Raw genomic sequence first — 13,687 nt, forward strand, 5'->3', positions numbered from 1 at the left:
CCTCAGGCCGCCGCCTTGGCCGCGGCAATCGTGGCGCGCACCGCATCCACGTCGGTCAGGGTGATCTCGTATTCGCGCTCGATGGCGGTGCCGCCCATGCCGACATGGGGATTGCGGAAGTACATGGCCGATTTGACCGTGTGGAGGGCTGCGAAGTGCATTTCGTCGACACCTGTAGCCTGCCGTACCCGGGCGATATTGTTGGCGTCGAGGGCGCCGCAGGCCATGATGACGATGCGGCCATCGGCGCGGGCCTGCGTGTCCCTCAGAATATCGATGCCCTCGATGGCGGTGTCGCGCTGGCCGCTGGTCAGCACCCGGTCGACGCCGCAACGCACGAGGGCCTCCAGAGCTTCGCGGTAGTCGGCCGTCATGTCGAAGGCGCGGTGGCAGGTGACCTTGAGTGGCCGGGCGGCGTCGACGAGCGCCTTGGTCCTGGCCTCGTCGATGCGGCCATCCGCGGTCAGGCAGCCGATGACGACGCCAGCCACGCCCAGTTCGCGCATGGCCTTGACGTCGTCGAGCATGGTGGCGAATTCGAGCTCGGAATAGAGGAAGTCCCCACCGCGCGGCCGGATAATGACATGGAAGGGAATGGTCGCCACCCGCAACGCCTCGCGCACGACACCAAGGCTCGGGGTCAACCCGCCCTCGAGCAGGCTGGCGCAGAGTTCGACCCGGTCCGCCCCCGCCGTCTGCGCCGCCACCAGGCCGTCGATGCCTTCGACGCAGATTTCGATCTTGAACGGGTGACTGGCCATCAGTGGTCTCCAATTGGTATTCAATTGGATAGTGCGAATGCGCGCAGGCGGCAAGCCCCGGCACTGCGCCTAGGTGGCGGCGAAGCTGATCCCGCAGTTCTTGACCCGGTTTACCTGCTCGATGGCCTGCATCTCGCCCTTGAGCCGTGCCACTTCTGCCGCGTCGGCGCCGTCACCCTTGAGGAAGAAGGCGGCGGGCCAGAACAGCACCAACGACACCGTTGTCATGGCCGCATCGCGACCGCGATTCTGGTCCTGCCGCCCGAAGGCAGCCGATGCGCGGGCCGAAACACTTTCCGCCTCGGCACGCAACTGTCCGCAGGAAAGGTTCTCGTAGAGACCCGTCGAAACATAGGCCGGCGCAATGTCCTTGGGCGGCGTGGCGCAGCCAGCCAGCATCAGGGCCAGCGCGGCGCTGGCAACCATCGTCTTGCTCATGAAAATCCCCCCATTCCCGGTAGGTTAGCCACCCGCCCAGGCGGTCGCTATCCGTAATGCTACGAAGGGTGTTGACTCGTCGTCTTAGTGTGCTACATATCTAGCACACTAGATAGGCACAACACATGGATGACTTTCACACAAGCCAGCCGATCTTCGTCCAGATCCGGCAGCGGCTGACCGAAATGATCCTGCGCGGCGCTGTGGGCGAGGGCGATGCACTGCCCTCGGTCCGCACCATCGCGGCGGATCTGTCGGTCAATCCACTGACGGTCACCAAGGCATTCGAAGCGCTGGTCGATGTGGGCGTGGTGGAAAAACGAAGGGGACTTGGGATGTTCGTCAAAGCCGGGGCGCGCGCCCAATTGCTCGCGCATGAGCGGGAGAAGTTTCTGCGGGAAGACTGGCCGCGCATCGCCACCCAGATCAGGGCGCTCGATCTCGATCTCAAGACACTTCTGGACACATCAACCGATGCCAAGGGGCAAAACCATGAATGAGCTTTCCCTCGCCACCGGGCCCGAAACCGTCGAGCCGATCGTCTCGGCGCGCGGACTGCGCAAGACATTCGGCCGCAAGGAAATCCTGCACGGGCTCGACTTCGATATTCCGCCCGGCCGCATCTATGGCCTGATCGGCCATAACGGCGCCGGCAAGACGACGACGCTCAACGCCATGCTGGGCCTGACCAATTGCGAAGGCACCATTCGGGTGCTGGGAGAAGACCCCTTCGCCAAGCGCGCCAAGCTGATGAACAACGTCGCCTTCATTTCCGACGTGGCCAGCCTGCCGCGGTTCCTGCGGGTGCGGGAGCTGTTTGCGCTGCTGTCCAACATCCATCCCAATTTCAGTCAGGACAAGGCGCGCAGCTTCCTCGAAGGCACCGACATCAAGCCCGAGATGAAGATCAAGCACCTGAGCAAGGGCATGATCGCCCAGTTGCACCTGGCCGTGGTGATGGCGATCGATGCCAAGCTCCTGGTGCTCGACGAGCCCACGCTTGGGCTCGACATTACCTATCGCAAGCGCTTCTACCGGCGGCTGCTGGAAGACTACATGACCGAGGAGCGCACCCTGCTCATCACCACCCACCAGGTGGACGAGATAGAGTTCATGCTCTCCGACATCATGTTCATCCGCGACGGCGAGCTGATCCTGCATATGCAGATGGAGACCGTGAACGACAAGTTCACCCAGCTTGTCGTCAACGATCCCGAGCAGCAGGCCGCTGCGCGCCAGCACAACCCGGTCTATGAGGAAACCCGCTTCGGCCAGACCGTGATGATCTTCGATGGCGTCGATCGCGCACTGCTCGAACCCTATGGCCGGCTGTCAACACCTACGCTCAGCGACCTGTTCGTGGCCTTGATGCAGCGGCCGACCGCCAACCCGGAGAGCGCTCGATGAAGGCTTTCATCGCCCTGGTCCACCGTGAGCTCATCGAGCATCGCGGGGCCTTTCTGATCGGGCCGCTGCTGCTGGTGGGGATCATTCTTGGGGTCACGATACTGGCTTTTACCGTCGGCCGCATCGACACCCGGTTTTCGGGCGACATGCTGAATGTGTCGACCATCGCGATCCCGTTTTTCGGCTCGCTCTTCCTCGGCGTCGCCTGGGGTCTCTACCTGCTGGCGACCCTGTTCTTCTACTGCGCCGACGGGTTCGCCGCCGACAAGCGCAACAATGCCCTGCTGTTCTGGAAGTCGATGCCGGTCAGCGATTTCCGCATCCTGCTCGCCAAGCTGGTGGCTGCGGTCACCATTCTTCCAGGCGCAGTTTTTGCGGTGGTGCTTTTGAGCATGGCGCTCATGCTGGGTACGGCACAGATCACCATGCTGTTCAGCGGCCTTCCGATGGGCTTTGGCTTTGCCGGCCTCTGGCAGGTGTTCTGGAACGTGGCACTGATCGAACTGGTGCAACTGGCGGCGTCCCTGCTGTGGTACCTGCCCTTCATGGCCCTGGTTGGCGCCATGGCCACTGTGGTCGGTCGCTGGGCGATCCCCGGCGCTCTCCTGCTCCCGGCCTTGGCGTCGACGCTGGAATGGGTGACGCTGGGCGGCACACATCCCTTTGCCACCCGCACATGGAATTATCTGACCTACCGCATGACCGTTCCTGAATCGCGGATGGTCGACCACTGGATGCAGGGCAACCCGATGACCGTGGATGTATCGGCCGGGCTTGCCTATGCGTCCGACCTGATCGCCCTCCTCGATTGGACGCAGGTTGGCATTGGCGCAGTATTCGCCGTGGCGGTGATCTACCTGGCCAGCGAATATCGCCGGCGCAGCAACGACAATTGACCTTTGGCTGACCTCCAGGCCACTGTCGCCGCCGCATCCCCGGATGCGGCGGTTTCTTGTTGTCGGAGCATCCATGCAGGCCCTTGTCGTTCTTGCCCATCCCCTGGGTGACAGCCTCTGCGCCCACCTGGCGCGTGAAGCCATCGACGCGCTCCGCGCCCGCGGCGCCAGGGTCGACGTGCTCGACCTCTATGCCGAGGACTTCCAGCCGGCGCTGACCGCCGCCGAGCGCCGCCTGCATTACGCGACGCCCGAGCCCGGCCCCGAAATCGTCGCCTTGCAACAGCGGCTGGCCAATGCCGATACGCTGGTGCTGGTCTTTCCCACCTGGTGGTTTTCCATGCCGGCGATCCTCAAGGGATGGTTCGATCGGGTCTGGGCGCCCAAATTCGCCTTCGAGCATGGCACGCCGATCAGGCCGTTGCTGACCGGGCTCAAGTCGTGCCTCGTGGTCACGACGCTGGGGTCGCCTTGGTGGATCGACCGGATCGTGATGCGTCAGCCGGTCAAGCGCGTGCTCAAGCTGGGGCTGGTCTTTGCCTGCGCGCCCCAGGCGCGGTTCGACATGCTGTCGTTCCCTGCGGCGGAAACGGCGGACAAGCGGCAGGTTGAGCGCTTTGTGGGGCGGATGCGCAAGGCGATCGGGCAGCTCTGAGCTGTTGATGCGTCCATATGCACGCCTCTGGACAACGCCACCTTCGCCCCGTCTTATCCCCTCATGACAGACGCCCGATTCCCCGATGTGATGCTGCTGGCCGCAGGCCTGGGCACGCGGTTGCGGCCGATCACCGAGGCGATCCCAAAGCCGCTGGTGCCGGTGGCCGGGGTGCCGCTGATCGAGCGCATCATGGGCAATGCGCGGGCCGAGGGGGCAAAGCGGTTCGTCGCCAATGCGCATTATCGCGCCGACCAGATCCTGGCCCATTTCGGCGGGTTGCTTAAGGTTAGCCGCGAGGATGAGCTTTTGGGCACCGGCGGCGGGGTAAAGCGCGCGCTGCCTATGCTGCATTCCGACCCGATCCTGGTGATGAATACCGACGCATTCTGGCCGGCTGGGTCGGACGCGCCGATCGCGCGCATGCTGGCACGCTATGGCGGGCCGGACGATATCGTCCTGCTCTGCGTGCATCCCCGCAACGCCACCGGCTTCGGTCGCAGCCACGATTTCTGCCTGTCACCACAGGGCGAGGTGACGCGCGACTATGGCGCGCCGGTGATCTATGCCGGCGTGGCGCTATTAGGCAAAAAGCTGTTCGACGGCACGCCGGATGGCGCGTTTTCGCTCAACGCCCTGTTCGAAGCGGCGCTGGAGCGCGAGACTCTATATGGCGTGGTGCTCGATGCGCCCTGGTTCCATGTCGGGGATCCGCAGGCGCTGGCGGAAGCGGAGCGCCAGCTCGGGCCATGACGCTCTATTCCATCGCACCGCACGCACCGTTCCTCGCCACGCTGGCCGACCGCATTATCGACGGGACGCTGCTGGGCGACTGGGACCGCAGCGGGCCGTTCTGGCTCAGCGATGTCACCATCATTCTGCCGACCGCACGCGCCCGGTTGGCGCTGGCCGACCAGTTGGCCCGGCGCGGCGTTGGCCTGTTGCCGGATCTGCGGACGTTGGGCAGCGATGTGGACGGCGAAGAACCGTTCCTCGTCAGCGAAACGCCGGCGCCGTTGCCCGCAGCCTCCGGCCTCGAGCGGCGGCTGGGCCTGTCGGACCTGGTGGCGGGCTGGGCCGCGAGCCCGGATGGGCGCCGGGCCTTTTCGAGCCCGCCCACCGCCGCCGAAATCCTCGCCATGGCCGGCTCGCTGGGTGAACTGATCGACGACCTCGTCACCGAGGAACGCAGCGATGCGGACCTGCGCGCCATCGCCCCCGATATCGAAGCCAACCTCGGTGAATACTGGCAGCAGACGCTCAAATTCCTCGATATCGCGCTGACCTACTGGCCGGCCAAGCTGGCGCAGATCGGCAAGGACGATGCCAGCCGCCTGCGCGGACAACGCCTCGACCGACAGGCCGGTTCGGCCAGCCAGACCTTTGGCGACCGCCCGGTGATCGTGGCCGGTTCGACCGGCTCGATCCCCGCCACCGCGCGGCTGCTGGGGGCGATCAACGCCCTGCCGCGCGGCGCGGTCGTGCTGCCGGGGCTCGATTGCAGCCTGACGCCGGCCCAGCACGAGGCGCTGCTGGCGACCGACCAGGCGCCGCATGGCCATCCTCAATATGGCCTGGCCCGACTGTTGCGGCGGCTCGGTGCTGCTGTCAGCGATGTGACCGAACTGGCGAGGGAGGGCGACGACAGCCGAACGCGGCTGGTGCTGACCGCGCTTGCCCTGCCCGACGACACGGCACGCTGGCCGCAATTGCGGGCGCAGGAGCTGGAATATGGCTTGGGAACGGCGACCGAGGGCCTGGCCATCCTCGAAGCCCGCAACGAAGATGAGGAAGCCCGCGCCATCGCCATTGCAGCGCGGGCAAGCCTTGAGAACAAGCGAACCGTCGGCATCGTTACGCCCGACCGGAACCTCGCCCGTCGCATCGCTGCCGAACTCAAGCGCTTCGACATTCTCGTCGACGATGCGGCCGGTACGCCGCTGTTCCAGTCGGCGGCCGGGCGGCTGGCGCGGCAGGTGCTGGCCGTGGCAGCGGGAGGCTGCGCCGCGGTCGACATCATTGCCCTCTTGCGCAATCGCGCCGTCAGCTTCGGGCTCGAACGCTGGAAGGTGGGACACCTGGCCGATGATATCGAGTTGGGCCTGCTGCGCGGCCAGCGCGCGGCGCCAGGGCTCGACGGCTTGCGCAAGCTGCTGGCCGACAATGTCTCTGGCTATACCAAATATCCGGCGCGCAGCCTGCGCGAGCGGCATGTGCCCGAAATCGAGGATTTGCTGGATCGCCTCGCCACAGCACTCAAGCCGCTGCACGACCTGCTGGACCAGCCGCTGCTCGCTTCGAGCGACCTTGCCAAAGCCATCTGCGCGACGCTGGAGGCGGTGACCGATGATGTGGACCTGGCGGGCCGGCGCGAGCTGGCTGCCTGGGGCGAGCAGATGACGGCACTCGCCGGCCAGGGCCACCACTTCCCGCCGCGCAGCCTTGAGACGGTGCTGGCGGCGCTGATGACCGGCTTTTCGGTGCGCACCCGCGAGGATCGGCGGCAGGACATTGCCATCTGGGGCCAGCTCGAAGCGCGCCTGCAGAATCCGGACCTCTTGATCCTGGCCGGGTTGAACGAAGATGTGTGGCCAGAAGTGGCCGATCCGGGCCCCTGGCTCAGCCGCGGCATGCGGCTGGCGGCGGGGCTTGAGCCGCCCGAGCGGCGCCAGGGCCAGGCGGCGCATGATTTCGCCCAGACTTTGGGCAATGAGCAGGTCATCGTCGCCTATGCCGGTCGCGTCGGGACCAGCCCGGCCCAACCGTCGCGGCTGTTGCAGCGGCTCGAAGCCTATGCCGGCCAGGGACTGGCGGCGAACTGGCGCAAGCGCGGCGAAGACTGGGTGAGCCTCGCCCGGCGCCTCGATGCCGTTGACGCCACGCAGCCGGCGCCGCGCCCCGCACCCAATCCGCCTTCCGACGTCCGGCCGCGGAAACTGTCGGTGACGCAGATCGAGACGCTGATGCGCTCGCCTTATGACATCTACGCCAAGGAAGTGCTGCGGCTCAGTCGCATCGATCCACTGGGCGAAACCGCCGATGCGCGCGAGCGCGGCAATACCGTCCATGAAGTGCTCGGTCGCTTCGTCGAGGAGGGCCATGACGTGATGGCGCCCGACGCCATGGACGTGCTGCAGCGGCTGGCCGTCGAGGAATTCGGCAAGCTCCATGTCAGTGCCGAGCTGCGCGCCATCTGGCTGCGACGCTTCGAAACGGCGGCGCGGCAGTTCCTCGATTTCGAGCAGGACCGCAATGCCGGCGTGCGCAAGCGCCATGCCGAAATCAAGGGCAAGTGGGAATTGCCGATGGGCTTTACCCTGACCGGCCGGGCCGACCGGGTGGACGAAATGGTCGATGGCACGCTCGAGATCATGGATTTCAAGACCGGCTCGGTGCCCCAACCCGCCACTATGAAGGCATTCGAAGCGCCGCAACTGCTGCTCGAGGCGGCCATGGCCAAAGCCGGCGCCATGGCAGGCGTCGTGCCGGCGGACGCTTCGGCCCTCACCTATGTCAAGATCGGCCTCGGCCCCGATGCCTTCCAGCCCAAGCCGTTCAGCCTCGCCAGCGAGCACGACGTCATGAGCGCCGCGCACGAAATCGAACGCCGCATGCAAAGCCACGTCGATTTCTTCCTGTTCCGCGACACGCCGATGCCGGCGCGCCTCCTGCCGCTCAAGACGCAGCGGTTTCCCGGTCCGTACGACCACCTCTCGCGCATGGCCGAGTGGACGGCAGTCGACGACGACGAGGAGGACCTGTGGTGAGCGATCGCGGCAAGCTCGTCATCCCCTCGACCACCCGGCGCTACCAGGCGACGGCGGCCGATCCGCGCCGCTCGATTTGGGTGGGCGCCAATGCCGGCTCGGGCAAGACCTTCGTGCTGACCCAGCGCGTGCTGCGCCTGCTGCTGACCGGGGTCAATCCGCAGTCGATCCTCTGCCTGACCTATACCAAGGCGGCCGCCGCAGAGATGCGGGCCCGTGTTGCAAAGAGCCTCGCAGAATGGGCGGTGATGCCGCAGGTCGAGCTGGCCAAGACCCTGCGGGAGATCGAAGGCAGCCGCGTCGACGACGCGCTGGTCGAGCGAGCGCGCACACTGTTTGCCCGGGCGCTCGAAACCCCCGGCGGGCTCAAGATCGTCACGATCCACGCCTTCTGCGAGTCGGTGTTGCACCGCTTTCCGCTCGAAGCCGGCGTGCCGTTCGACTTCGAGGTGATCGAGGATGACGAGCGCGCCACGCTCATCCGGGCGGCCCGCGAGGCGGTGCTGGCCGAAGGCCTGCGCGGCGCTGCCGGGGCGTCGGCGGTCGAGACGCTGTTCGACCGGCTGAGCAATTTCCAGATCGAGGAAGCGATCGATATCGCCCTCAGCGACACCCGCCGCCTCAAGGCGGTGCTATCGGACACCAGCGCCGCCAAGGCGCGGCTGCGGGCGCTGGTCGGGGTCGGCAACACCGATTCCGCCACCTTGCGCCGGCAGCTGTCGAGCGACAGCCGGCTATCGGCGGACCTGCTGCGAGAGATCGTCCGCATCTTTGGCGGCGTGCCGGGCGGGCGGCGCTTCGTTGACCTCCTCGCCAAGATCGACCCGAGCCGCATGGGTGGCCAACAGCTGCGCACGGCCTTCGTCACCAATGAGGGCAAGCCGCGCGCCCTGCTCAACGCCACGCAGAAAGGGCAGCGGCCAGACCTGCAGGTCCTGCTCGAAGCCGAACAGGACCGCATCGTCGCCATTATCGATGCCATCGGCCGGGCCGAATTGGTGGAGCGCAGCGACGCGCTGCTCGACGTGGTGGCTGCCATTGTGGGGCGCTACGAGGCCGGCAAGCGGGCTCGTTCACGGCTCGACTTCGACGATCTGGTCGAGCGACTGGGTACGCTGTTCGAACGACCCGAGGCCGGCGCCTGGGTGCGCTACAAGCTCGATTCGGGCATCGACCATATCCTGGTCGATGAAAGCCAGGACACCAACCCGGAACAATGGCGGGTGGTGCGGGCCATCGGCGACGAGTTCTTTGCCAATGCAGCCGGCGCCACCCGGCCGCGCTCGCTGTTCGCGGTGGGCGACCAGAAGCAGTCGATCTATTCCTTCCAGGGCGCCGAACCCATTCTGTTCGATGAGACCGGCCGCGCCTTTGCCAAGGCCGCCCAGGCGGCCGGCATGCCGTTCGAGCGCGTGCCGCTGCATACCAGCTTCCGCACCCTGCCCGAAATCCTGGCCGCGGTGGACCTGGTGGCGGGCCTGCCGGACATGCCGGCGGCCTTGCTGGAAACCGAGCCTGTGATCCACGAGGCAGCCCGCTTGCAGGTTGGCGGCAAGGTCACGCTATGGCCGCCGATCCAACAGGCTGCGGCCCCCACCGGTCTCGGCGCCTGGCCAACCGAACCGGCCTCGGGCGGCGTCGAGCAGACAGCGGCCCGCCAGGTGGCGGGGAGGATTGCGCGCGAAATCCGCGGCTGGATCGACGGTAAGCGGCCGCTGGCCAGCCGTGGCCGCACCATCGAGCCGAAAGACGTCATGGTGCTGGTGCAATCGCGCGGCGCGGTGTTCCAGGAAGTCATCCGCGCCCTGCGCAGGGAGAACCTGCCGACGCCCGGCGCCGACCGGCTCGATGTCGCCACTCATATTGCGGTGCTCGACCTCTTGGCGCTGTGCGATGTGCTGCTTAATCCGGCCGATGACCTGCAACTGGCGGCTTTGCTGCGCTCGCCCTTGTTCGATATCAGCGAGAACGATCTCTACGCGCTGGCCCAGCCGCGCGGCCAGTACCAGACGCTATGGGATGCGCTGAAAGAAACCGCGCTGCCGCAGGGGCGCGACGCCCACGCCCGGCTGGCGCGCTGGCGCAAGGAGCTCGATTTCGAGCGTCCCTTCGAATTCCTCAGCCAGGTGCTCTATGCCGATGGCGGGCTGCGCCGCTTCCATGGCCGGCTCGGCGAGGAAGTCGACGACGTGCTGGCCGAGTTGATGGAGCTGGCGCTCAAGCACGAACAGAGCGAACAGCCCTCGTTGCAGGGCTTCGTCGCCGCCATGCGGCAGACCGAAATCTCGATCAAGCGCGAGCTGAGCGAGACCGGCAACGGCGTGCGGGTGATGACGGTGCATGGCGCCAAGGGGCTGGAAGCGCCCATCGTCATTCTTGCCGACGCCGCCAGCAAGCCGCAGGGACGGCTGGTCAATAAACCCGTCTATGTGCTCGACCGCGCGCCCGGACCCCTGCTGGTGCATGCCTCGGGCCGGTCGCAGCATACGCCAGATAGCGTGCCGGTCCGCGACGCGGTGGAGGCCGCGTTGCTGCAGGAATATTGGCGCAAGCTCTATGTCGCCATGACCCGTGCCGAGGACGAGCTTTATGTCACCGGCGCGCTGACCCAGATCGGCAAGATCGACGGCACCTGGTACGAAAAGATCGACATGGCCCTGCGTCCACAGGCCGAGCGGGTCGCCAGCGAGGCCGGCGAGGAAATCGAGCTCATCTATCCGGCCGAGCGGCCACAGCCGCAGCCGGTAGGGAAGCTGACGCCATCGGCGGCCATGCGCCCGTCTCCATTGGTGCTCGGTTCCGTGCCCGCGCCGATCCGCCCCGCCATCCTGACCCCATCGACCGTCGGCACGCATGGCCGGCGCCACGGAGCGCTCGACACGGCGGCGGAGCAGTTGCGCGATGCCGATGCGGCCCGGCGCGAGGGGATCGCGCTCCATGCCTTGTTGCAGCATCTGCCGCGTTTCCCCGCGGCGGCCCGGATGGAAACGGCCAGGGCGGCGCTCACGGTGCTGCTGCCCGAGGACGCAGCGGGCCATGCCGGCATTGCGGCCAGGGCCGTCTCCATCCTGTCCCGTGACGAGCTGACGACCCTGTTCGGCCCCGACAGCCGGGCCGAGGTGCCGTTCCTGGTCGACATGATCAGGGATGGGGAAGATATTCGCCTGGCGGGCCGTATCGACCGGCTGGTCATTGACGACTCGGGGGTGTTGGTGGTGGACTACAAGTCCGACGCATCGGTGCCCGGGGGGCCGGGCGATGTGCCGGGGAACTATCTTACCCAGCTCGGATTATATGCGTTGGTTGCAGGTCAGCTTTTCCCCGGACGAACCGTGCGTGCGGCAATTTTGTGGACACGACTGGAATCATTGATGTTTCTGCCGCCGGATGTCCTGGCGGCGGGCACAAGGGGCTTCACCATGCGGTGAGTGTACTTGCCCCCAGGCTGGACTCTACCCAGCTTTAGGCGCACAGAGACCGCCGCTTTAACCCAGAAGGCAATAACCCATGACTACTCACGTTTCCGACGCCAATTTTGGCGAGGAAGTCCTTAACTCCAAAGAGCCCGTCCTCGTGGATTTCTGGGCGGAGTGGTGCGGGCCCTGCCGCGCGATCGCACCCCTGCTCGACGAGTTGAGCACCGAACTGGCCGGCAAGGTCAAGATCGTCAAGCTCAACGTCGATGACAATCCGAGCACGGCCAGCAAGTATGGTGTCCGCTCCATTCCGACCATGATCCTGTTTAAGGGCGGCGAAGCCGCCGACATGAAGATCGGTGCCGGCACCCCCAAGGCGGGCCTCACCAAGTGGCTCGAAGGCCACGCCGCCTGAGACCGGACAACGAATTTCCGAAACACCGCCGGAGCGATCCGGCGGTGTTTTTGTTTTGGGGTCTTCTACCTCGCCCCTCAGGGGAGAGGTCGCCGCGTAGCGGCGGGTGAGGGGTGCGATGCCTCGGCTCGTGCCGTGAGGGTGAACCCCTCACCCCGCCCTCTCCCCTCAGGGGAGAGGGAGCCTACGCGCAGCGCCTGAGCCGAAAAAGCAAACTCAATTCTGGCCACCCACAACATCTTGTATGCCTTCCCAAGCACACCGACTCTGGCTAGCATTCATCGTCTAATGCCGATGGAGGTGGGCAATGGCCCTGCATGTAACCGACGCCAATTTTGCAACCGAGGTGCTGGCGTCTGACAAGCCAGTGCTGGTGGATTTCTGGGCCGAGTGGTGCCCGCCCTGCAAGGCGATGGAACCGGCGATAAACGAGCTGGCCGAAACGCTGGCCGACAGCGTCAAGATCGTCAAGCTCGACGTGGACAGCAATCCGGGCATTACCGTGCAGTACAATGTCCGCTCCATGCCCACGCTGATGGTGTTCAAGAATGGCGAGCCGGTGGACCTGCGCGTCGGCGCCGGGCAGTCACGCGTTCAGCTGATCAAGTGGCTTGAGACGCACACCGCGTAAGCGGGGCAAGCAAAAGGCGGGGATTGCTCCCCGCCTTGGTCTTCCTCAGCGGAGGAAGAGCACGATGATGATGATAAGCCAGATCGGCACGCCGAGAAGCCAAAGTCCAAGACCGCGTAGCATGGTTGTTTCCTTTCTGACCGGTTAGAAGCGCTTGAAGACGCCGGCAAAGACGGTGTTTTCGTCGCGGTGGTTGCCGCCCTTCTGGGCCGCCCAATAGGCGCCGATGGCCGAGACCAGCAGCGAGGCTGCCAGGAGGAATGCGCCGATGATGGCGGTGTTGCGGGCGATGCGGGCCGCTACCAGAGCCTGCTGGCGGGCAGCCTCGACATTCGCAATCGTCTGGTCGACACGCGCCTGGGCCTCTTCCGGAGCAAGGCCGGTATTGGCGGCCACCACACTGGCGAGATAGGTGCGGTCTTCCTCGGGTACCGTGCCGTCACCCAGGGCAGCCTGGGCAAAGATGCGGCTGGCTTCGCCGCGCGCCACTTCGCTGTCCGCAGCCGGCTGGGCCGAGCGGAACATGGTATCGACGAAGTAGGCATTGGGATCGACCGCATCGGCGGCGCCTTCAGCCACATTGGATGCTGCCACGGTGGCGGTGGAGGCCGCCGCGCCGACCGCATTGGCGGCAGCGCCGATACCACCCACGGCGATCACGGTGCCCAGGATGGCAGCGCCGGCCCAGACCAGCAGGCCATGGGCCCCGTCGCGCAGGTCGCTCTCGTCTTCATTGGCGTCGAAATAGCGGCGACGCAGGCGACCGGTCAGGTAACCGCCGGCCATGAAGCTCGAAATCTGCACCCAGAGGAACCAGGTCGCGGCCGCGATGCCGACAAAGATCGGATTGGGAGAATCGCCATAGCCGAAATCGAGGAAGTTGAGTCCAACGGCGGAGCCAAAGCTGATCAGGACCAGGCTGATGGCTGAAGCCAGGACGATGCCGGCGATAATCGCAGGCCAATCCACATAGGAAGACTGGTCACGACCGGCGGCGGCTGAATTGGTGACGACAACGCCCGCAGGCGCATCAATGGTCATGGAAGGATCTCCTGAAGTTTAGGGGTGGGTGCTTGCCACGACCCAGGGTCAGGCAAGGCCGATGAACGACAGGATGGCCATGACGATGACGATGAGGCCGACGATATAGATGATCGAGTTCATGGGATTGATGCCTTCTTTTTTGTTGACGCAGTGCGCAGTCAACCGCTGCAAACGTGAATCGTTCCGAGGTTGCATCAATTTTGTGCACGTGCGCGTGAGCACTTGTGCGGCAATGAAAAAGGCGGGGATCGCTCCCC

Annotated in this window: 13 protein-coding genes; 9 read left to right on the forward strand and 4 right to left on the reverse strand. The window is 65.6% G+C overall.

What is annotated here, in order from left to right; genetic code table 11:
• Positions 1-2: 2 nt before the first annotated feature.
• Together JI749_RS01765 and JI749_RS01770 are read right to left on the reverse strand one after the other, a co-directional pair.
• Positions 3-761, reverse strand: a complete 759-nt coding sequence (locus JI749_RS01765) for a copper homeostasis protein CutC (RefSeq protein WP_201657974.1) — start codon at positions 759-761, stop codon at positions 3-5.
• A gap of 69 nt (positions 762-830) precedes the next feature.
• Entirely contained in the window at positions 831-1,199 is a 369-nt protein-coding gene (locus tag JI749_RS01770; protein WP_201657977.1) for a hypothetical protein, read from the reverse strand.
• A 125-nt stretch (positions 1,200-1,324) separates the two neighbouring features.
• Here JI749_RS01770 and JI749_RS01775 point away from each other — a divergent pair, with 125 nt between their 5' ends.
• The 9 genes from JI749_RS01775 (at position 1,325) to trxA (JI749_RS01815) (ending at position 12,386) form a co-directional block, all read left to right on the forward strand.
• Positions 1,325-1,699: a GntR family transcriptional regulator gene (locus JI749_RS01775; RefSeq protein WP_201657980.1), complete on the forward strand. Its 375-nt coding sequence runs from the start codon at positions 1,325-1,327 to the stop codon at positions 1,697-1,699.
• Positions 1,692-2,606 carry an ABC transporter ATP-binding protein gene (locus JI749_RS01780; RefSeq protein WP_201657983.1) on the forward strand — a complete coding sequence of 305 codons (915 nt, stop codon included), beginning with the start codon at positions 1,692-1,694 and terminating at the stop codon, positions 2,604-2,606. Before JI749_RS01775 ends, JI749_RS01780 begins: the two co-directional genes overlap by 8 nt.
• Positions 2,603-3,502 (forward strand): hypothetical protein, encoded by a 900-nt coding sequence (locus JI749_RS01785; protein ID WP_201657987.1) that lies wholly within the window; start codon positions 2,603-2,605, stop codon positions 3,500-3,502. Before JI749_RS01780 ends, JI749_RS01785 begins: the two co-directional genes overlap by 4 nt.
• 73 nt (positions 3,503-3,575) lie before the next feature.
• The gene (locus JI749_RS01790) at positions 3,576-4,157 is read left to right on the forward strand and encodes an NAD(P)H-dependent oxidoreductase (protein ID WP_201657991.1); all 582 of its coding nucleotides are present in this window, start codon (positions 3,576-3,578) and stop codon (positions 4,155-4,157) included.
• A gap of 63 nt (positions 4,158-4,220) precedes the next feature.
• Complete coding sequence (locus JI749_RS01795) at positions 4,221-4,910, forward strand: nucleotidyltransferase family protein (RefSeq protein WP_201657994.1); 690 nt, start codon at positions 4,221-4,223, stop codon at positions 4,908-4,910.
• Positions 4,907-7,924, forward strand: coding sequence for a double-strand break repair protein AddB (addB, locus tag JI749_RS01800; protein WP_201657997.1), 3,018 nt, complete (start codon positions 4,907-4,909; stop codon positions 7,922-7,924). The genes JI749_RS01795 and addB overlap by 4 nt, the downstream gene beginning before the upstream one ends.
• Entirely contained in the window at positions 7,921-11,352 is a 3,432-nt protein-coding gene (gene addA / locus JI749_RS01805) for a double-strand break repair helicase AddA (RefSeq protein ID WP_201658000.1), read from the forward strand. The genes addB and addA overlap by 4 nt, the downstream gene beginning before the upstream one ends.
• A gap of 79 nt (positions 11,353-11,431) precedes the next feature.
• The gene (gene trxA / locus JI749_RS01810; protein WP_201658003.1) at positions 11,432-11,755 is read left to right on the forward strand and encodes a thioredoxin; all 324 of its coding nucleotides are present in this window, start codon (positions 11,432-11,434) and stop codon (positions 11,753-11,755) included.
• A gap of 307 nt (positions 11,756-12,062) precedes the next feature.
• A complete protein-coding gene (gene trxA / locus JI749_RS01815) occupies positions 12,063-12,386 on the forward strand; it encodes a thioredoxin (RefSeq protein WP_201658006.1) in 324 nt (107 codons plus the stop codon).
• A gap of 144 nt (positions 12,387-12,530) precedes the next feature.
• Here trxA (JI749_RS01815) and JI749_RS01820 read toward each other — a convergent pair whose 3' ends face one another.
• Both JI749_RS01820 and JI749_RS17510 read right to left on the reverse strand, forming a co-directional pair.
• Positions 12,531-13,427, reverse strand: coding sequence for a 6TM ABC transporter family protein (locus JI749_RS01820; RefSeq protein WP_201658009.1), 897 nt, complete (start codon positions 13,425-13,427; stop codon positions 12,531-12,533).
• Between the two features lie 48 nt (positions 13,428-13,475).
• Complete coding sequence (locus JI749_RS17510) at positions 13,476-13,601, reverse strand: hypothetical protein (RefSeq protein ID WP_267911658.1); 126 nt, start codon at positions 13,599-13,601, stop codon at positions 13,476-13,478.
• Positions 13,602-13,687: the final 86 nt, after the last annotated feature.

This window comes from Devosia oryziradicis, from assembly GCF_016698645.1.
In the GTDB taxonomy this organism is placed as follows: Bacteria; Pseudomonadota; Alphaproteobacteria; order Rhizobiales; family Devosiaceae; genus Devosia; species Devosia oryziradicis.